The sequence below is a fragment of the Pseudomonas sp. PDM03 genome (assembly GCF_014852385.1).
GTDB lineage: Bacteria > Pseudomonadota > Gammaproteobacteria > Pseudomonadales > Pseudomonadaceae > Aquipseudomonas > Aquipseudomonas migulae.
The window spans coordinates 128,902-146,965 of the sequence record NZ_JACVBM010000019.1 but is presented as its reverse complement, the minus strand read 5'-3'; the positions used below and the strand labels follow the sequence as shown (position 1 = coordinate 146,965).

Below are 18,064 nucleotides of genomic sequence, written 5' to 3'. Positions count from 1 at the left end.
CTTTCAGGTCCATAGGTTTCAGCTCTCGCCACGGCATGGTCAGATCCTCGGAATCGACCAGTGCCAGTTAAAAACTGTTACCTATGTGCTTGAACTGTTTTGTTACCTATGTGGGTGAGTCATACCGTGAGCCTTTTTTGCTTACTTTTTTTGGCGTTTGAAAAAAAGTGAGTCGCCGTAAGGGCGAAACCGCCAGCCGCCGTTACCGCAGAAACGGATATGTACCCCATCAACAAAAGACAGGCCTAATCCCGAAACGTCCGATAACCGCCCAATAAAAAATACCCCGATCTCTCGACCGGGGCATTCCTGTTTACCGTAACTTAAATCAACAATCCTGAAGCCTTAGTGCGAAACCGCCCCACTCGCCCCCAACCCAGTCTGCGAACGAACAAACTGCGGGAAGAACAGCGCCCGCTCATTATCCGCAGCAGTCGACTTGTCAGTAATCGAGAAGAACCAGATCCCCACAAACGCAATGGCCATGGAGAACAGCGCCGGGTATTCATACGGGAAGACCGCCTTCTCGTGACCCAGGATCTGCACCCAGATGGTTGGCCCCAGCACCATCAAACCAACAGCACTGACCAGACCCAGCCAGCCGCCGATCATCGCACCGCGAGTCGTCAGCTTCTTCCAGTACATCGAAAGCAGCAGCACCGGGAAGTTACAGCTCGCCGCGATGGAGAACGCCAGGCCCACCATGAACGCAATGTTCTGCTTCTCGAACAGAATACCCAGACCGATCGCCAGCACCGCCAGGGCGATGGTGGTGATTTTCGAGACACGAATCTCGTCTTTCTCGTTGGCCTTGCCTTTCTTGATCACGCTGGCATACAGGTCGTGAGACACCGCCGAAGCACCGGCCAGGGTCAGACCGGCAACCACTGCCAGAATGGTCGCGAACGCTACCGCCGAGATGAAGCCCAGGAAGATACTGCCACCAACCGCGTTGGCCAGGTGCACCGCCGCCATGTTGTTGCCGCCCAACAGCGCGCCAGCCGCATCTTTGAAGGCCGGGTTGGTGCTGACCAGCAAGATCGCGCCGAAGCCGATGATGAAGGTCAGGATGTAGAAGTAACCAATGAAGCCGGTTGCATACAGCACGCTCTTGCGGGCTTCTTTTGCGTCACTCACGGTGAAGAAGCGCATCAGGATGTGTGGCAGGCCAGCAGTACCGAACATCAGAGCCAGACCCAGGGAGAACGCGGAGATCGGGTCTTTCACCAGACCGCCCGGGCTCATGATCGCCTCACCTTTAGGGTGAACCTTGATCGCCTCGGAGAACAGTGCACTGAAGTCGAAGTTGACGTGTTTCATCACCATCAGCGCCATGAACGAGGCACCGGACAGCAACAGCACAGCCTTGATGATTTGCACCCAAGTGGTCGCCAGCATGCCGCCGAACAGCACGTACATGCACATCAGGATACCGACCAGGATCACCGCAACGTGATAGTCGAGACCGAACAGCAGCTGGATCAGCTTGCCGGCACCAACCATTTGCGCGATCAGGTAGAACGCCACTACCACCAGCGAACCGCAAGCGGACAGCGAACGGATCTGGGTTTGCCCGAGGCGGTAGGACGCCACGTCGGCAAAGGTGTATTTACCCAGGTTACGCAGACGCTCGGCGATCAGGAACAGAATGATCGGCCAGCCCACCAGGAAGCCGATCGAGTAGATCAGGCCATCGTAGCCGGAGGTGAACACCAGCGCGGAAATACCCAGGAAGGACGCCGCAGACATGTAGTCGCCGGCAATCGCCAGACCGTTCTGGAAACCGGTGATCTTGCCGCCCGCCGCATAGTAGTCGGCCGCCGAGTTGTTTTTCTTGGAGGCCCAGTAAGTGATGTACAACGTTGCGCCGACGAACGCCACGAACATCAGGATCGCGGCCATGTTCAGGGGTTGTTTCTGTACGGCGCCGGTCAGGGCGTCAGCCGCCCAGGCGCCAGGTGCGAAAGCTGCGATGCTCAATAGAGCCATTAGACGCCGGATCATTGCTGAGCCTCCTTGAGAATCGCATTGTTCAGGTCGTCGAATTCGCCATTGGCGCGTCGAACGTAGATCCCGGTCAGGATGAAGGCCGAAATAATCAGCCCGACACCGATCGGTATGCCCCAGGTTATCGATGACTCAGGGCTGATTTTCGCGCCCAGAATATGTGGCCCGTAAGCGATCAACAGGATGAATCCGGAGTAGAGACCAAGCATGATCGCCGAAAGAATCCAGGCGAACCTTTCTCGCTTACTAACCAGCTCCTTGAAGCGCGGGCTGTTTTGAATCGAGAGGTAAATGCTGTCGTTCATTGTTTTTATCCTCGCAGCACAGATTATTGTTGGAACGGTATCCACTCTATGCGGCTGCGGGGCAGGTTCCAGACGACCTTAGTATTAGAGCGACATGACAGAATCGCCAATCTTCGGTGTGGCACAACCTCTGTAGGAGCCAGGCTTGCCAGCGAAGGCGTCCTCACGATCGCCATCGCCGGCAAGCCTGGCTCCTACACAAAAGCAAAAAGCCCCTTGGCTGTTATGCCAAGAGGCCTTGAGAAGTACTGACCAGAAACGTCAGCTCAAATCATTTGGTCCAGTCTGCAACGCGCTCCGGATGCTTGGCGACCCAATCCTTCGCAGCGGCTTCAGGCTTGGCACCGTCCTGAATCGCCAGCATGACTTCGCCGATTTCGTCTTTCGACGCCCACTGGAAGTTTTTCAGGAACTTGGCCACTTCCGGCGCTTTGGTTGCCAGTTCTTTGCTGCCGATGCTGTTCACGGTTTCAGCCGCGCCATAAACGCCTTTCGGGTCTTCCAGGAAGCGCAGTTTCCACTTGGCGAACATCCAGTGCGGCACCCAACCGGTGACGGCAATGGATTCGTTTTTCTTCTCGGCACGGGTCAGCTCGGCAATCATGCCGGCGCCGGAACTGGCCTTGAGTTGATACCCGGTCAGGTCGTAGTCCTTGATTGCCTGCTCGGTCTTGAGCATCACACCTGAACCGGCGTCGATGCCGACAATACGTTTTTTGAAGCTGTCGTCGGTTTTCAGGTCATCGAGGGTTTTAGCTTTCACGTACTCCGGCACGATCAAGCCGATTTTTGCATCCTTGAAGTTCGGGCCGTAATCGACGACCTGATCCTTGTTCTTGGTCCAGTATTCGCCGTGAGTCACCGGCAGCCAGGCGGACAGCATGGCGTCGAGTTTGCCTGTGGCCACACCCTGCCACATGATCCCGGTGGCGACGGCTTGCAGCTTCACGTCATAACCCAGTTTCTGCTTGATCACTTCGGCCGCCACGTGGGTGGTCGCGACGCTGTCGGACCAGCCGTCAACGTAACCGATGCTCAGGGTTTTGCTCTCGGCATTGGCCATCGTGGAGCCAATCGCAAGTACCAGTGCGGCACCCGCGCCTAAAAGTCGTCGCATCTTCATCGTTACTTCCCCGAAAGTGCTGCGCTCGACGGATGCCGAGTCGCGTCAACGTATTGTTATGGTGCACTGCGCGCCCATCACGCCTCACCGCAAACTCGTACGATCATCAGCGCGATTTATCAATGGGGCTACTGACGCATTGATAATCAACCTGACGCCAACCTGAACCTGTGCTGCCAGCGACCTCAAGGCATCGAGAAACGACATCAGAACGCCATTAATCACGACGCGCTGAAAGGCTTCGGGCAATCCGCCCGAACTTTGCATGTCAAAATTATGCGGGCCACCAAGCGCGGGCCAAATGCGGGTAACATGCGCGGCTTTGCTCCCACACGGCCTGACCATGTCCGCGACCTCACGCTTTCCTTTTTTTGCTTATCTGTTCGCCTGCCTGCTCGGGCTTTTTGCCCTTGGCGGCTTTTGGTATGGTCTCGGTAAACCGGTGATCCTGGCGGACGTGGCCAACGCAACGCATAAACCCAAATTGCAGTGCGCCTCCTACACGCCGTTCGACAAAGACCAATCGCCCTTCGACCAGCCATTCAAGTTGCGCCCCGAGCGCATGGATGCCGACCTCGCGCTGCTGGCCACCCGCTTCGAGTGCATTCGCACCTATTCCATGACCGGCCTCGAGGCCCTGCCCGATCTGGCGCGCAAGCATGGCCTGAAGTTGATGATCGGTGCGTGGGTGAACAGCAACCCGATAGACACCGAGAAAGAAGTCGACCTGCTGATCGCCTCGGCCAACGCCAACCCGGACGTGGTCACGTCGGTGATCGTCGGCAACGAAGCCCTGTTGCGCAAGGAAGTCACCGGTGCGCAATTGGCCAGGCTGATCAACAAGGTCAAAAGCCAGGTCAAGCAGCCTGTCACTTATGCCGACGTCTGGGAGTTCTGGCTCAAACACCCGGAAATTGCCCCGGCGGTGGACTTCCTGACCATCCACCTGCTGCCGTATTGGGAAGACGACCCGTCGAACATCGACGCCGCGCTGCAACATGTTCGCGAAGTGCGCCAGGTGTTCGGCAACAAATTCGCCCCCAAGGACGTGATGATTGGCGAAACCGGCTGGCCGAGTGAAGGTCGCCAGCGCGAAACCGCCTTGCCGAGCCGGGTCAATGAAGCCAAGTTCATTCGCGCATTCGTCATCATTGCCGAGCAGGAAGGCTGGCACTACAACCTGATCGAAGCCTTCGACCAACCGTGGAAACGCGCCAGCGAAGGAGCTGTGGGCGGTTACTGGGGACTGTTTGACGCCGACCGTCAGGACAAGGGCGTGCTGGCAGGTCCCGTGTCGAACGTGCCGTACTGGTCGCAATGGCTGGCGGTGGGTGGCGTGATTTTCCTGTTCACGCTGATCCTTGGCGGTCGCGTCCTCAGCACCCGTTCTGCGTTGGTGCTGCCACTGCTCGGCGCGCTGGCGGCCTGCTCGATAGGTGCCTGGGGCGACCTGGCACGGGTCACCACGCGGTTTGCCAGTGAGTGGTTGTGGGTCGCCTTGCTGACGGGTCTTAATTTGCTGGTGCTGGCGCATGCCGCGTTGACGTTGAGCGCGCGCATCGGCTGGCGTGAACGGGCCTTCAATGTGCTGGAGCGCCGGGCCGGCTGGTTGCTGGCAACAGCAGGTTTTGCAGCGGCGGTGATGATGCTGGAACTGGTGTTCGATCCGCGTTACCGCAGTTTTCCGAGCGTAGCTTTCATCCTGCCCGCGCTGGTCTATCTGTGCCGGCCGGTGAGCGTGCCACGTCGTGAAATCGCGCTTCTGACCTTCATCATCGGTGCAGGCATTGCACCGCAGCTGTACCGCGAAGGTTTGCAGAATCAGCAGGCCTGGGGCTGGGCGCTGGTGAGCGTGTTGATGGTGGCTGCGTTGTGGCGCTGTTTGCGGGTTCGCAAAGGCTGATGGCCCCATCGCCAGCAAGCTGGCTCCTACAGGATTGTGATCGCCACGGATTCATTGTAGGAGCCGGCTTGCCGGCGATTCGATACATCAGGCGCCGCGGGATGCCCGGACCAACCGCAACCCGGCAATCACCACCGCAAACACCGCCATCGTCGTGTTGTACAACGCCAACGCCGGAAACCCGAACACCAGCGCCAACACCGCCAACCACCACCCTGCCCGCCCCGGCAACACGAAGCCGATCACGGCGGCGGCCACTGCCGCCCAACCCAACACCTGGAAATGAATCATCAGGCCCAGGTTCGAACGGACCAGGCATTCCCAGCGGCTCGCCTCGTCCGCGCAGAGGCCGACCCATTGCGCATCCTCCATGAAGCCATACCGCGCGCCATAACTGGCGGCCAACCATAAAGGCAGCAAAACAAGCAGCAGAATTACCGGTAAACGGCGGGACATGAAGCACTCCAATCAGCGAAAAACGGCGGCCAGCTTAATCCCCCGGCAGCCTGACGCAAGCCTTAACAACAGTTAACTGGGCACTCAATCACTGCAAAGTGTATCGTCCAGCTACTATTACTCTGAAATTTGGCCTGATTGGTGCCGATACATGGCACTTTGGCGCAACCCCCGTGGTCATAGCCTGCGAACTTCATTCGGCACCTTTCTATAAGGGATCCAGTCATGCTCCGTTCCTTGCGCTTCGCCGCCCTGTTTAGCGGCCTTATCTTGAGTGCGTCCGCACTGGCGGCCGATATCGACGCCGCCAGTTATGGCTATCCCTTGACCAACCCGTTCGAGGCGACCATCGCCACGACGCCACCGGACCTGCGTCCGGAGTTGCCGCTTGACGAAGACATCGACCAGGAAACCCGCAGCGTCACGCTGCGCCCGGAGCGCGAGTTCGAACTGCCGGACAACTTCTGGCCGGTGAAGAAGCTGACCTACCGCATCGCCACCCAGGATAAAGCCGCCCCGTTGATCTTCCTGATCGCCGGCACCGGTGCGCGCTATGACAGCAGCCTTAACGAATACCTGAAAAAGCTCTACTACAAGGCGGGTTACCACGTAGTGCAACTGTCGTCGCCCACCAGCTTCGACTTCATGAGCGCCGCTTCACGCTTTGCCACACCCGGCATCACCAAGGATGACGCCGAAGACATGTACCGGGTGATGCAGGCCGTGCGGGCACAAAACCCGAAAGTGGCCGTCACTGATTACTACCTGACCGGCTACAGCCTGGGGGCGCTGGATGCGGCATTTGTCGCGCATCTGGATGAAACCCGCCGTAGCTTCAACTTCAAGAAAGTCTTGCTGCTGAACCCGCCGGTGAACCTCTACACCTCGATCACCAATCTCGACAAGCTGGTCCAGACAGAGGTCAAGGGCATCACCAACAGCACCACGTTCTATGAACTGGTACTGAACAAACTGACCCGCTACTTCCAGCAAAAAGGCTACATCGACCTCAACGACGCCCTGCTCTACGACTTCCAGCAGTCCAAGCAGCACCTGACCAACGAACAAATGGCCATGCTGATCGGCACGTCGTTCCGCTTCTCGGCGGCCGACATCGCCTTCACTTCGGACCTGATCAACCGTCGCGGCCTGATCACTCCGCCGAAAACGCCCATCACCGAAGGTACCAGCCTCACGCCGTACCTCAAGCGTGCGCTGCAGTGCGACTTTGACTGCTACATCACCGAACAAGTGATCCCGATGTGGCGCGCGCGCACTGACGGCGGCAGCCTGCTGCAACTGATCGACCAGGTCAGCCTGTATGCCCTGAAGGATTACCTGCACGACAGCCCGAAAATCGCGGTCATGCACAACGCAGACGACGTGATCCTCGGCCCGGGTGACCTCGGTTTCCTGCGCAAGACCTTTGGTGATCGCTTGACTGTTTATCCACTGGGCGGCCACTGCGGCAACCTTAACTATCGCGTCAACAGCGACGCCATGCTGGAGTTCTTCCGTGGCTAAATACCTCCTGCTAATCGCAGCGTTACTCTGTGCAGGCGTCGCCAATGCCGACAACAGCAAAGCCAACGCCCCGGTTGTCATCGACAGCGACGGCTTCAAGGAGCCGTTGAGCAAACTCAAGTTCAACCCGGGCCTGGATCAGCGCGAGTTCGAGCGTTCGACGCTCAGCGCGCTGGCCGTCTACGACCCGCTGGAAGAGTGGAACCGTCGGGTGTATCACTTCAACTACCGCTTCGACGAATGGGTCTTTCTGCCGGTGGTCGACGGTTATCGCTACATCACGCCGAGCTTCCTGCGCACTGGCGTCAGTAACTTCTTCAACAACCTCGGCGACGTACCGAACCTGATGAACAGCCTGCTGCAGTTCAAGGGCAAGCGCTCGATGGAAACCACCGCACGCCTGTTGCTCAACACCACCATCGGCATCGCCGGCTTGTGGGACCCGGCCACCGCCATGGGCCTGCCGCGCCAGAGCGAAGACTTCGGCCAGACGCTCGGCTTCTACGGCGTACCGGGCGGCGCCTACTTCGTGCTGCCGATCCTCGGCCCGTCCAACATCCGCGACACCGGCGGCCTGGCCGTGGACTTCACCGCCGAGTCGGCGATCAACTTCCTGAACGTCTCCGAAGTCAGTTCCAACCACCCTGAAGTGTGGGTCCTGCGTAGCATCGACAAGCGCCACCAGACCAGCTTCCGCTACGGCCAGCTGAACTCGCCGTTCGAATACGAAAAGGTGCGTTACGTGTACACCGAGTCGCGCAAGTTGCAGATCGCCGAGTAATTCATCGGCAACAAAAAAGGCCATTCGATGTGAATCGAATGGCCTTTTTTGCAGCTTTCACTGGGGTGCAGGGCCCACGGTGTAGGAGCCGGCTTGCTGGCGATGGTCTCAAGTACGCCGCGCTTAACCAGTACCCCCGCGTTATCGTTAACGACCATCGCCAGCAAGCCGGCTCCTACAGGTTCAGCGTTTGATTACCTGCCAAAGCTTGCTGACAACCATCACACCCGCCAACACCACCGCACCCGCCACAATTCCCGCTACCGCATTCAGCAGCGTTGGCACGAAAAACCCCGCACCGCCCGCCCCCGCGCTGACACTTTCAATCCAGTGATGAACCACCGGCACGCCATGAGTGAGAATCCCGCCACCGACCAGGAACATCGCCGCCGTCCCGATCACCGACAGGCTTTTCATCATGTACGGCGCCGCACGCAGGATGCCGTTGCCGATGCTTTTAGCCATTTGGCCGGGCTTCTGGGTCAGCCACAGACCGAGGTCATCGAGCTTGACGATGCCGGCTACCAGGCCGTAGACGCCGATGGTCATGACGATGGCAATGCCCGAGAGCACGATGACCTGCTGGGTCAGCGACGCATCGGCCACAGTGCCGAGGGTGATGGCGATGATTTCGGCCGAGAGAATGAAGTCGGTACGGATGGCGCCCTTGATCTTGTCCTTTTCGAACGCCACCAGATCCACCGCCGGGTCGGCCACAGCCTCGACAAGCTCCGCATGCCCGGCCTGGTCTTCCGCCTTGCTGTGCAGGAATTTGTGCGCGAGTTTTTCAAAACCTTCGAAGCACAGGTAGGCGCCGCCGACCATCAGCAACGGCGTAACCAGCCACGGAATGAATGCACTGATCGCCAGCGCTGACGGCACCAGAATCAGTTTGTTGAGAAACGAGCCCTTCGCCACCGCCCAAACGACCGGGATTTCCCGTTCGGCACGTACGCCGCTGACCTGCTGGGCATTGAGCGCCAGGTCGTCACCGAGCACGCCGGCGGTTTTCTTGGCGGCCATTTTGGTCATCAACGCCACATCGTCGAGTACCGCGGCAATGTCGTCGATCAGCAACAGTAAACTGCTTCCTGCCATGAATCAGGTGTCCTTCTGGAATGAATGCTGCGCAGCATAGCGCGGCCGAGCGCCACACGGGGCATTCTTGAGCGCCGCGCGAGGCCGGTGCTACCATGCGCAACCGCCTGAACAGGCAAGGAACCACCTGGTTTATGAGCACTATCCGCGAGCGCAACAAAGAACTGATCCTGCGTGCCGCCAGTGAAGAATTTGCCGACAAGGGCTTCGCTGCGACCAAAACCAGTGACATCGCAGCCAAGGCGGGTTTGCCCAAGCCCAACGTCTACTACTACTTCAAATCCAAGGAAAACCTCTACCGCGAGGTTCTGGAAAGCATCATCGAGCCGATTCTGCAGGCCTCGACGCCGTTCAACGCCGACGGCGTGCCCAGTGAAGTGCTGAGCGGCTACATCCGCTCGAAAATCCGCATCTCCCGCGATTTGCCCTTCGCCTCCAAGGTGTTCGCCAGCGAAATCATGCATGGCGCCCCGCACCTGAGCGCCGACCTGGTCGAACAACTGAACAGCCAGGCGAAACACAACATCGACTGCATCCAGACCTGGATCGACCGCGGACAGATCGCCCCCATCGACCCCAACCACCTGATGTTCAGCATCTGGGCCGCGACCCAGACCTATGCCGACTTTGACTGGCAGATCACTGCCATCACCGGCAAGGCCAAGCTGGATGAAGAGGATTACGAAGCGGCGGCGCAGACGATTATCCGGTTGGTGCTCAAGGGGTGTGAACCGGATCATTAAGATTGCGGTGACTTTATCGCTAGCAGGCTAGCTCCCACAGGGGATTTGTGAACGTCATAGCGCCAGTGTGGGAGCTAGCCTGCTAGCGATGAAGACGACTCGGTTTCAGCTCAAAGCCAAATGGCATCCCACAGAGAATAGTCGCCAAGCTTTTCCACCAGTCCAGCCCGCAACGGGTTGGCCACGACATACCGCGCCACCTTTACCAAATCCTCTTCCCGCCGCAGAGCCCGGTCGTGAAAGCCTTTCTGCCAGAGGGTGATCTTGCGGCCAGTGAACTGACTCACCGCCTTGGTGCTCAGTGATTTAGTCTTTTGCATCAGGTCACCCAACGATCCCTGCTGTAACTCGACCAGCCAATGGAAATGATCGGGCATGATGACCCAGGCCAATGAATTAACGCAGCCTTGGTCGTGCGCGGCGCGAAACTGTGCGACGACCAATCTGCCCAAGATGAAATTCTTGAAAACAGGTTTTCTGGCGAGTGTATTGGTGGTCAACAGATAGATGCGGTTTGGCTCGGCATAGCGGCCGATGCGTAAACGATTTGAAGCGGGTAAATCAGGCATTCCTTTGCCCCTTGATTAATTCATGAAGAAGGCTAGTCCTGATATTACCCAAGGGTGGGGCAGACATTTAGATGGATGTGTCTGACGGTTTGTCATCGCCAGCAGGCTGGCTCCCACAGTTGATCTCTGACACTCAGATGTTCCCTGTGGGAGCCAGCCTGCTGGCGATAGCGGTGGATCAGTCACCCATGATTCAAGCTGCTACCCCCGCATCCGCCCGCAACCCCAACGCCTCGATCGCATTGATCGCACACTGCTCATCAACATCCGACAAGTCCCCGCTGATCCCCACCGCCCCCAGCACATTCCCGTCCTGATCCCGAATCAACACACCGCCCGGTGCCGGCACCACGCTGCCCTGCCCCAGGCTGTTCAACGCCGCGATAAACGCCGGGCGTTGCTGGGCGTCCAGCGCCAGCAGGCGTGAGCCTTTGCCCAGCGCGATAGCGCCCCAGGCTTTGCCGATGGCGATCTGCGGGCGCAGCAGGCTGGCGCTGTCTTCACGTTGCAGGGAAACCAGGTGTCCGCCGGCATCCAGCACGGCGATGGTCAAAGGGGCCGCGTTGATTGCACGCGCGGCGGAGATGGCCTGACTGGTCAGGTTGACTGCCACTTTCAAGGTTAAAGCGCTCATGGTGCCGTCCTCATTTTGTTATAGGGAAAGCGGAAGGACTGCGCGCTTGCATCGCAGTCCGATGCAACAAATAGAACACAATGAGTTATTTTTTTGTATACAATAATTTTCGAAAAGCGCCACATGCGACGAAAAGCCACAGCAGAACAGGCTTCCGACGAATGAAACAGTCGCTTGAGAAAATGGATTGACCTGCGCCGTCCGCCGTGAATACACTCTGCGCAAAGCCACTTGTATACAATTACAAAACGTAAGAGGCACAAAACCATGAGCAAAATGAGAGCAATCGAAGCCGCCGTTCTGGTGATGCGCCGCGAAGGGGTTGATACCGCTTTTGGCATCCCCGGTGCCGCCATCAACCCGCTGTACTCCGCCCTGCAAAAGGTCGGCGGCATCGATCACGTCCTCGCTCGACACGTTGAAGGCGCGTCGCACATGGCCGAGGGCTACACCCGCACCAAGGCCGGTAACATCGGCGTGTGCATCGGCACTTCCGGCCCGGCCGGTACTGACATGGTCACCGGGCTCTACAGCGCCTCGGCCGACTCGATCCCGATTCTGTGCATCACCGGGCAAGCACCCCGCGCCCGTATGCACAAGGAAGACTTCCAGGCTGTCGACATCACCACCATCGTCAAGCCAGTGACCAAGTGGGCGACCACGGTCATGGAACCGGGCCAGGTGCCGTATGCGTTCCAGAAAGCCTTCTACGAAATGCGCTCCGGCCGTCCAGGCCCGGTGCTGATCGACCTGCCGTTCGACGTGCAGATGGCTGAAATCGAATTCGACATCGACGCCTACGAACCGCTGCCACTGGCCAAGCCAACCGCTAACCGCGTGCAAATCGAGAAGGCCCTGGCCATGCTCGATCAGGCCGAGCGTCCATTGCTGGTCGCCGGTGGCGGCATCATCAATGCCGACGCCAGCGAGTTGCTGGTGGAATTCGCCGAGCTGACCGGCATTCCGGTGATCCCGACCCTGATGGGCTGGGGCACGATCCCGGACGATCACCCGTTGATGGTCGGCATGGTGGGTTTGCAGACTTCGCACCGTTACGGCAACGCCACCCTGCTGAAGTCCGACGTGGTACTGGGCGTCGGTAACCGTTGGGCCAACCGCCACACCGGCTCGATCGACGTGTACACCGAAGGCCGCAAGTTCATTCACGTTGACATCGAGCCGACGCAAATCGGCCGCGTGTTCAACCCGGACCTGGGCATCGTCTCCGACGCCGCTGCCGCGCTGACCGTGTTCATCGAAGTCGCTCGCGAATGGCAAGCCGCCGGCAAGCTGAAAAACCGCAGCGCCTGGCTGCAAGACTGCCAGCAGCGCAAAGCCAGCCTGCAACGCAAGACGCACTTCGATAACGTGCCGGTCAAACCGCAGCGCGTTTACGAAGAAATGAACCAGGTGTTCGGCAAAGACACCTGCTACGTCAGCACCATCGGTCTGTCACAGATTGCCGGCGCGCAATTCCTGCACGTCTACAAGCCGCGTCACTGGATCAACTGCGGTCAGGCCGGCCCGCTGGGCTGGACCATTCCGGCTGCACTGGGCGTGGTCAAGGCCGATCCGAACCGCAAGGTTGTGGCGTTGTCGGGCGACTATGACTTCCAGTTCATGATCGAAGAATTGGCGGTGGGCGCGCAGTTCAAGCTGCCGTACATCCACGTTGTGGTAAACAATTCGTACCTGGGGCTGATTCGTCAGGCCCAGCGCGGTTTCGACATGGACTACTGCGTGCAGCTGTCCTTCGATAACCTGAACGCTCCGGAACTCAACGGTTACGGTGTCGACCACGTCGCGGTTGCCGAAGGCCTCGGTTGCAAGGCGCTGCGTGTGTTCGAACCGGCTCAGATCCAGCCTGCACTGCGCAGGGCCCAGGAGCTGATCGAAGAGTTCAAGGTGCCGGTGATCGTCGAGATTATTCTGGAGCGCGTGACCAACATTTCCATGGGCACCGAGATCAACGCCGTCAACGAATTCGAAGACCTGGCGCTGGTCGGCAACGATGCGCCGACCGCGATTTCGCTGCTTGATTAACAGCTGACCGCTCCCTCTGTAGGAGCCGGCTTGCTGGCGATGCGGTGTGTCATCCACATCAATGTCGATTGATACACCGCTATCGCCAGCAAGCCGGCTCCTACAAGGGCCACATATTTACGGGAGACCACCATGCCGCGTTTCGCAGCCAACCTGTCTATGCTGTTCACCGAACAGGATTTTCTTGCCCGTTTCGAAGCGGCCGCCAAGGCCGGCTTCAGTGGTGTCGAATACCTGTTCCCTTACGATTTCAGCTCCGCCGAAATCAAGGCCAAGCTCGACGCCAACGGTCTGACCCAGGTGTTGTTCAACCTGCCGGCCGGTGACTGGGCCAAAGGCGAACGCGGTATCGCGTGCCTGCCGGACCGGGTTGAAGAATTCCGCGCCGGGGTCGATCTGGCCATTGCCTACGCGCAAGTACTGGGCAACACCCAGGTCAACTGCCTGGCCGGTATTCGTCCACAAGGCGTCGACGATGCCACCGTGGAAAAAACCTTTGTCGCCAACCTCAAGTACGCGGCCGACAAGCTGCAAGCGGCGGGCATCAAACTGGTGATGGAAGCGATCAACACCCGCGACATCCCAGGGTTCTACCTGAACAACACGGCGCAAGCCCTGTCGATTCGCGAACAGGTCGGCAGCGCCAATCTGTTCCTGCAATACGACATCTATCACATGCAAATCATGGAAGGCGACCTGGCCCGCACCCTGCAATCGCACCTCAGTGAAATCAATCACGTGCAATTGGCGGACAACCCGGGGCGCAACGAACCGGGCACCGGTGAAATCAACTACCGCTTTCTGTTCGAACACCTGGACCGGATTGGTTATCAGGGTTGGGTTGGTTGCGAATACAAGCCGCTGACCACCACCGAAGCGGGCCTGGGCTGGCTGAAAACCCATAACGCGATCTAACTCAGCTCCCTTGTAGGAGCCGGCTTGCTGGCGATCCAGGCGACGCGGTGTTTCTGATACACCGTGTCGATGCCATCGCCAGCAAGCCGGCTCCTACAAAAGCAGTCCCCATTTGTTTGCAGCAGCAATAAAAACAAGAGGAATTTCTCATGGCTAAAATCGGATTTATCGGCACCGGCATCATGGGCCACCCAATGGCGTTGAACCTGCAGAAAGCCGGTCACAGCCTGTTCCTGTCGGCGCACCACGATGCCGCGCCTGCCGACCTGATCGCCGGTGGCGCTGTCGCCCTGGCGAACCCGAAAGAAGTTGCGCAAGAAGCTGAATTCATCATTGTCATGGTGCCGGATACCCCGCAGGTCGATGACGTGCTGTTCCGTGCCGACGGCATTGCGGCCGGTGTCGGCAAGGGCAAAGTCGTCATCGACATGAGCTCGATCTCGCCCACCGCCACCAAAGCCTTCGCAGCCAAGATCAACGAAAAAGGCGCGCAGTACCTCGACGCGCCGGTGTCCGGCGGTGAAGTCGGTGCCAAGGCTGCGACCCTGAGCATCATGGTCGGCGGCGATGCCGATGCCTTCGAACGCGCCCTGCCGCTGTTCCAGGCGATGGGCAAGAACATCACCCTGGTGGGCGGTAACGGCGACGGTCAAACCGCGAAAGTGGCGAACCAGATCATCGTCGCGCTGAACATCCAGGCCGTGGCCGAAGCCCTGCTGTTCGCTTCGAAAAACGGTGCCGATCCAGCCAAGGTGCGTGAAGCGCTGATGGGCGGTTTCGCTTCGTCGAAAATCCTCGAAGTGCATGGCGAGCGCATGATCAAAGGCACCTTCGATCCAGGTTTCCGCATCAGCCTGCACCAGAAGGACCTGAACCTGGCCCTGCAAGGCGCCAAAGAGCTGAACATCAACCTGCCGAACACCGCCAACGCCCAGCAAGTGTTCAGCACCTGCGCGGCCATCGGTGGCAGCAACTGGGACCACTCGGCGCTGATCAAAGGCCTGGAGCACATGGCGAATTTCTCGATTCGCGATAAGTAACACGCTATCCCTGTAGGAGCCGGCTTGCCGGCGATGGCATCACCTCGGTGTGCAGGGCAGACCGTGTCGTCTGCATCGCCAGCAAGCCGGCTCCTACAGGACCGAGTCGCCCTCCAATAACAAGAATTCCGGGAGCCCGCCATGTCGGTCGATCCGCAACAATTCCTGCGTGAGCTGTTTGCCACAGCCATTGACGCGGCCCATCCGCAGCAAGTCCTCGAAGCTCATTTGCCCACCGACCGCAGCGGTCGCGTGATCGTCATCGGCGCCGGCAAAGCCGCCGCCGCCATGGCTCAAGTGGTCGAGCGCTGCTGGCAGGGTGAAGTGTCCGGCCTGGTGGTGACGCGTTACGGTCACGGCGCCCCGTGCGAAAAAATCGAAGTCGTCGAAGCCGCTCACCCGGTACCGGACGCCGCCGGCCTGGCCGTCGCCAAGCGTGTACTGGATCTGGTCAGCAACCTGAGCGAAGACGACCGCGTCATCTTCCTGCTTTCCGGTGGCGGTTCTGCGTTGCTCGCCCTTCCGGCCCAAGGGATTACGCTCGCCGACAAGCAATCGATCAACAAAGCCCTGCTCAAATCCGGCGCGACCATCGGCGAGATGAACTGCGTGCGCAAGCACCTCTCGGCGATCAAGGGCGGCCGTCTCGGCAAAGCCTGCTGGCCCGCCACTGTTTATACCTATGCGATTTCCGATGTGCCGGGCGACCTCGCCACGGTCATCGCCTCCGGCCCCACCGTGGCCGACCCGAGCACCTCCGCCGAAGCGTTGGCGATCCTCAAGCGCTACGACATTGAAGTCCCGGCGTCGGTGCGCAACTGGCTGCAAAGCCCGGAATCGGAGACGGTCAAACCCGGCGACCCGAGCCTGGCGCGCAGTCATTTCCAATTGATCGCCCGTCCGCAACAGTCGCTTGAAGCCGCCGCGGTGAAAGCCCGTCAGGCCGGTTTCAGTCCGCTGATCCTCGGCGACCTGGAAGGCGAATCCCGCGAGGTGGCCAAGGTTCACGCCGGCATCGCGCGGCAAGTGGTCCTGCATGGCCAGCCATTGGCGGCACCGTGCGTGATCCTTTCGGGCGGTGAAACCACGGTCACCGTGCGCGGCAATGGTCGCGGCGGACGCAACGCCGAATTCCTCCTGAGCCTGACCGACAGCCTCAAAGGCTTGCCCGGCGTCTACGCGCTGGCCGGCGACACCGATGGCATCGACGGCTCCGAAGACAATGCCGGGGCGATCATGACTCCGGACAGCTACGCCCGCGCCGCCGCCCTCGGTTTGAGCGCCAGCGATGAACTCGACAACAACAATGGCTACGGCTATTTCGCGGCGCTCGACGCATTGATCGTCACCGAGCCGACCCGCACCAACGTCAACGACTTCCGCGCCATCCTGATTCTCGAGAGCACAAAAAATGACGCCTGATAAAAAGGTCAAAATCCTCGCCACCCTCGGCCCGGCCACCGACGGGATCGAAGACATCCGCGAGTTGGTGCAGGCCGGGGTCAACATCTTCCGCCTGAACTTCAGCCACGGCGATCACGCCGACCACGCTCAACGCTATCAATGGATTCGTGAAGTCGAGCGCCAACTGAATTATCCGCTCGGGATCCTGATGGACCTGCAAGGCCCGAAACTGCGGGTCGGCAAGTTCGCCGAAGGCAAGGTGCAACTGCATCGCGGTCAGGCCCTGCGCCTGGACCTGGACCCGGCGCCGGGCGATCAACGCCGGGTCAACCTGCCGCACCCGGAAATCATCGCCGCGCTGGAGCCGGGCATGGACTTGCTGCTCGACGACGGCAAACTGCGACTGCGCGTGGTCACCAAATACGCTGATGCAATCGACACCACGGTGCTCAATGGCGGCGAACTCTCGGACCGCAAAGGCGTGAACGTGCCGCAAGCGGTGCTGGAGTTGAGCCCGCTGACGGCCAAGGATCGCCGCGATTTGAGTTTCGGTCTGGAGTTGGGCGTGGATTGGGTCGCGCTGTCGTTCGTGCAGCGCCCGGAAGACATTCGCGAAGCGCGTGAACTGATCGGCGACAAAGCGTTTTTGATGGCCAAGATCGAGAAGCCATCGGCGGTCACGCAACTGCGGGAAATCGCCGAATTGAGCGACGCGATCATGGTTGCCCGTGGCGACCTCGGCGTCGAAGTGCCCGCCGAAAGCGTGCCGCAGATTCAGAAGAACATCATCAGCATCTGCCGCCAACTCGGCAAACCGGTGGTGGTGGCGACGCAGATGCTGGAGTCGATGCGCTTCTCCCCGGCCCCGACCCGCGCCGAAGTCACCGATGTGGCCAACGCCGTGGCCGAAGGTGCAGACGCCGTGATGCTGTCGGCGGAAACCGCGTCCGGCGAATACCCGATAGAAGCTGTGCAGATGATGAGCAAGATAATCCGCCAGGTGGAAAACGGTCCGGACTATCAGACGCAACTGGACGTCAGCCGGCCGAAAGCCGAGGCGACCGTTTCCGATGCGATCAGCTGTGCGATTCGTCGCATCAGTAATGTGTTGCCGGTGGCAGTGCTGGTGAACTACAGCGAGTCCGGCACGTCGAGTCTGCGGGCGGCGCGGGAACGGCCGACGGTGCCGATTCTGAACCTGACGCCGAACCTGCAGACCGCTCGCCGCTTGACGGTGGCTTGGGGGGTGCATTCGGTGGTCAATGATCGTCTGCGCCAGGTGGATGAAGTGTGCTCGACGGCGCTGGAAATTGCGCAGGCGCAGGGCATGGCGCAGCGCGGCGACACGTTATTGATCACGGCGGGTGTGCCGTTTGGGCAGCCTGGGTCGACTAACTCTTTGCGTATCGAGACGTTGATCTAGAGTGCCCATACCGGCCTCATCGCCAGCAGGCTGGCTCCCACATTGGTTTTGTGTCGATAACGAAATCAAGACTGAACGCAGATTCAGTGTGGGAGC

16 protein-coding genes are annotated in these 18,064 nt (G+C 59.5%); 9 read left to right on the top strand and 7 right to left on the bottom strand.

Features of this window, described 5'->3' with window-relative positions:
- Positions 1 to 345: 345 nt before the first annotated feature.
- The 3 genes from IB254_RS23375 to IB254_RS23365 form a co-directional block, all read right to left on the bottom strand.
- Positions 346 to 2,004 carry a cation acetate symporter gene (locus IB254_RS23375; protein WP_008026758.1) on the bottom strand — a complete coding sequence of 553 codons (1,659 nt, stop codon included), beginning with the start codon at positions 2,002 to 2,004 and terminating at the stop codon, positions 346 to 348.
- Entirely contained in the window at positions 2,001 to 2,312 is a 312-nt protein-coding gene (locus tag IB254_RS23370; protein WP_192419669.1) for a DUF485 domain-containing protein, read from the bottom strand. Before IB254_RS23370 ends, IB254_RS23375 begins: the two co-directional genes overlap by 4 nt.
- Positions 2,313 to 2,583: 271 nt before the next feature.
- Positions 2,584 to 3,435: a glycine betaine ABC transporter substrate-binding protein gene (locus tag IB254_RS23365; protein WP_008039894.1), complete on the bottom strand. Its 852-nt coding sequence runs from the start codon at positions 3,433 to 3,435 to the stop codon at positions 2,584 to 2,586.
- A 301-nt stretch (positions 3,436 to 3,736) separates the two neighbouring features.
- Between IB254_RS23365 and IB254_RS23360 the strand changes: the two genes are divergently transcribed.
- Positions 3,737 to 5,338 (top strand): beta (1-6) glucans synthase, encoded by a 1,602-nt coding sequence (locus tag IB254_RS23360; protein ID WP_192419667.1) that lies wholly within the window; start codon positions 3,737 to 3,739, stop codon positions 5,336 to 5,338.
- 87 nt (positions 5,339 to 5,425) lie between these two features.
- Here the strand turns inward: IB254_RS23360 and IB254_RS23355 are convergent, their stop codons facing one another.
- Positions 5,426 to 5,794, bottom strand: coding sequence for a hypothetical protein (locus IB254_RS23355; protein WP_192226095.1), 369 nt, complete (start codon positions 5,792 to 5,794; stop codon positions 5,426 to 5,428).
- 225 nt (positions 5,795 to 6,019) lie between these two features.
- Between IB254_RS23355 and IB254_RS23350 the strand changes: the two genes are divergently transcribed.
- Positions 6,020 to 7,318, top strand: coding sequence for a serine/threonine protein kinase (locus tag IB254_RS23350; protein ID WP_192419665.1), 1,299 nt, complete (start codon positions 6,020 to 6,022; stop codon positions 7,316 to 7,318).
- Positions 7,311 to 8,099, top strand: coding sequence for a VacJ family lipoprotein (locus tag IB254_RS23345; protein WP_192419663.1), 789 nt, complete (start codon positions 7,311 to 7,313; stop codon positions 8,097 to 8,099). The genes IB254_RS23350 and IB254_RS23345 overlap by 8 nt, the downstream gene beginning before the upstream one ends.
- 183 nt (positions 8,100 to 8,282) lie before the next feature.
- On the opposite strand, the gene IB254_RS23340 is transcribed toward IB254_RS23345, so the two are convergent.
- Positions 8,283 to 9,197 carry a DUF808 domain-containing protein gene (locus IB254_RS23340; protein WP_192419661.1) on the bottom strand — a complete coding sequence of 305 codons (915 nt, stop codon included), beginning with the start codon at positions 9,195 to 9,197 and terminating at the stop codon, positions 8,283 to 8,285.
- 134 nt (positions 9,198 to 9,331) lie between these two features.
- On the opposite strand from IB254_RS23340, the gene IB254_RS23335 reads away from it, so the two are divergent.
- On the top strand, positions 9,332 to 9,940 hold the full coding sequence (locus tag IB254_RS23335) for a TetR/AcrR family transcriptional regulator (protein WP_192226089.1): 609 nt from the start codon (positions 9,332 to 9,334) through the stop codon (positions 9,938 to 9,940).
- 110 nt (positions 9,941 to 10,050) lie between these two features.
- Here the strand turns inward: IB254_RS23335 and IB254_RS23330 are convergent, their stop codons facing one another.
- Together IB254_RS23330 and IB254_RS23325 are read right to left on the bottom strand one after the other, a co-directional pair.
- A complete protein-coding gene (locus tag IB254_RS23330; protein WP_192419659.1) occupies positions 10,051 to 10,509 on the bottom strand; it encodes an REP-associated tyrosine transposase in 459 nt (152 codons plus the stop codon).
- Positions 10,510 to 10,702: 193 nt separating this feature from the next.
- Positions 10,703 to 11,143: a GlcG/HbpS family heme-binding protein gene (locus IB254_RS23325; protein ID WP_192419657.1), complete on the bottom strand. Its 441-nt coding sequence runs from the start codon at positions 11,141 to 11,143 to the stop codon at positions 10,703 to 10,705.
- Positions 11,144 to 11,410: 267 nt separating this feature from the next.
- On the opposite strand from IB254_RS23325, the gene gcl reads away from it, so the two are divergent.
- The 5 genes from gcl to pyk all read left to right on the top strand — a co-directional run bounded on the left by gcl (position 11,411) and on the right by pyk (position 17,968).
- Complete coding sequence (gene gcl, locus IB254_RS23320; RefSeq protein ID WP_008026775.1) at positions 11,411 to 13,186, top strand: glyoxylate carboligase; 1,776 nt, start codon at positions 11,411 to 11,413, stop codon at positions 13,184 to 13,186.
- Positions 13,187 to 13,318: 132 nt separating this feature from the next.
- Positions 13,319 to 14,101, top strand: coding sequence for a hydroxypyruvate isomerase (gene hyi, locus IB254_RS23315; protein WP_192226085.1), 783 nt, complete (start codon positions 13,319 to 13,321; stop codon positions 14,099 to 14,101).
- A gap of 149 nt (positions 14,102 to 14,250) precedes the next feature.
- Complete coding sequence (locus IB254_RS23310) at positions 14,251 to 15,141, top strand: 2-hydroxy-3-oxopropionate reductase (protein ID WP_008026778.1); 891 nt, start codon at positions 14,251 to 14,253, stop codon at positions 15,139 to 15,141.
- Between the two features lie 141 nt (positions 15,142 to 15,282).
- Positions 15,283 to 16,563, top strand: coding sequence for a glycerate kinase (locus IB254_RS23305; RefSeq protein ID WP_008026780.1), 1,281 nt, complete (start codon positions 15,283 to 15,285; stop codon positions 16,561 to 16,563).
- Positions 16,553 to 17,968 carry a pyruvate kinase gene (gene pyk / locus IB254_RS23300; RefSeq protein ID WP_192419655.1) on the top strand — a complete coding sequence of 472 codons (1,416 nt, stop codon included), beginning with the start codon at positions 16,553 to 16,555 and terminating at the stop codon, positions 17,966 to 17,968. The genes IB254_RS23305 and pyk overlap by 11 nt, the downstream gene beginning before the upstream one ends.
- The last annotated feature ends 96 nt before the right edge of the window (positions 17,969 to 18,064 follow it).

What these genes read in the sequence shown, in the direction of transcription:
- IB254_RS23340 (WP_192419661.1), bottom strand. Translation starts at nt 9,197, where the DNA reads ATGGCAGGAAGCAGTTTACTGTTGCTGATCGACGACATTGCCGCGGTA.
- IB254_RS23330 (WP_192419659.1), bottom strand. Translation starts at nt 10,509, where the DNA reads ATGCCTGATTTACCCGCTTCAAATCGTTTACGCATCGGCCGCTATGCC.
- IB254_RS23350 (WP_192419665.1), top strand. Translation starts at nt 6,020, where the DNA reads ATGCTCCGTTCCTTGCGCTTCGCCGCCCTGTTTAGCGGCCTTATCTTG.
- IB254_RS23310 (WP_008026778.1), top strand. Translation starts at nt 14,251, where the DNA reads ATGGCTAAAATCGGATTTATCGGCACCGGCATCATGGGCCACCCAATG.
- pyk (WP_192419655.1), top strand. Translation starts at nt 16,553, where the DNA reads ATGACGCCTGATAAAAAGGTCAAAATCCTCGCCACCCTCGGCCCGGCC.
- hyi (WP_192226085.1), top strand. Translation starts at nt 13,319, where the DNA reads ATGCCGCGTTTCGCAGCCAACCTGTCTATGCTGTTCACCGAACAGGAT.
- IB254_RS23360 (WP_192419667.1), top strand. Translation starts at nt 3,737, where the DNA reads ATGCGGGTAACATGCGCGGCTTTGCTCCCACACGGCCTGACCATGTCC.
- IB254_RS23365 (WP_008039894.1), bottom strand. Translation starts at nt 3,435, where the DNA reads ATGAAGATGCGACGACTTTTAGGCGCGGGTGCCGCACTGGTACTTGCG.
- IB254_RS23370 (WP_192419669.1), bottom strand. Translation starts at nt 2,312, where the DNA reads ATGAACGACAGCATTTACCTCTCGATTCAAAACAGCCCGCGCTTCAAG.
- IB254_RS23325 (WP_192419657.1), bottom strand. Translation starts at nt 11,143, where the DNA reads ATGAGCGCTTTAACCTTGAAAGTGGCAGTCAACCTGACCAGTCAGGCC.
- IB254_RS23335 (WP_192226089.1), top strand. Translation starts at nt 9,332, where the DNA reads ATGAGCACTATCCGCGAGCGCAACAAAGAACTGATCCTGCGTGCCGCC.
- IB254_RS23305 (WP_008026780.1), top strand. Translation starts at nt 15,283, where the DNA reads ATGTCGGTCGATCCGCAACAATTCCTGCGTGAGCTGTTTGCCACAGCC.
- gcl (WP_008026775.1), top strand. Translation starts at nt 11,411, where the DNA reads ATGAGCAAAATGAGAGCAATCGAAGCCGCCGTTCTGGTGATGCGCCGC.
- IB254_RS23375 (WP_008026758.1), bottom strand. Translation starts at nt 2,004, where the DNA reads ATGATCCGGCGTCTAATGGCTCTATTGAGCATCGCAGCTTTCGCACCT.
- IB254_RS23355 (WP_192226095.1), bottom strand. Translation starts at nt 5,794, where the DNA reads ATGTCCCGCCGTTTACCGGTAATTCTGCTGCTTGTTTTGCTGCCTTTA.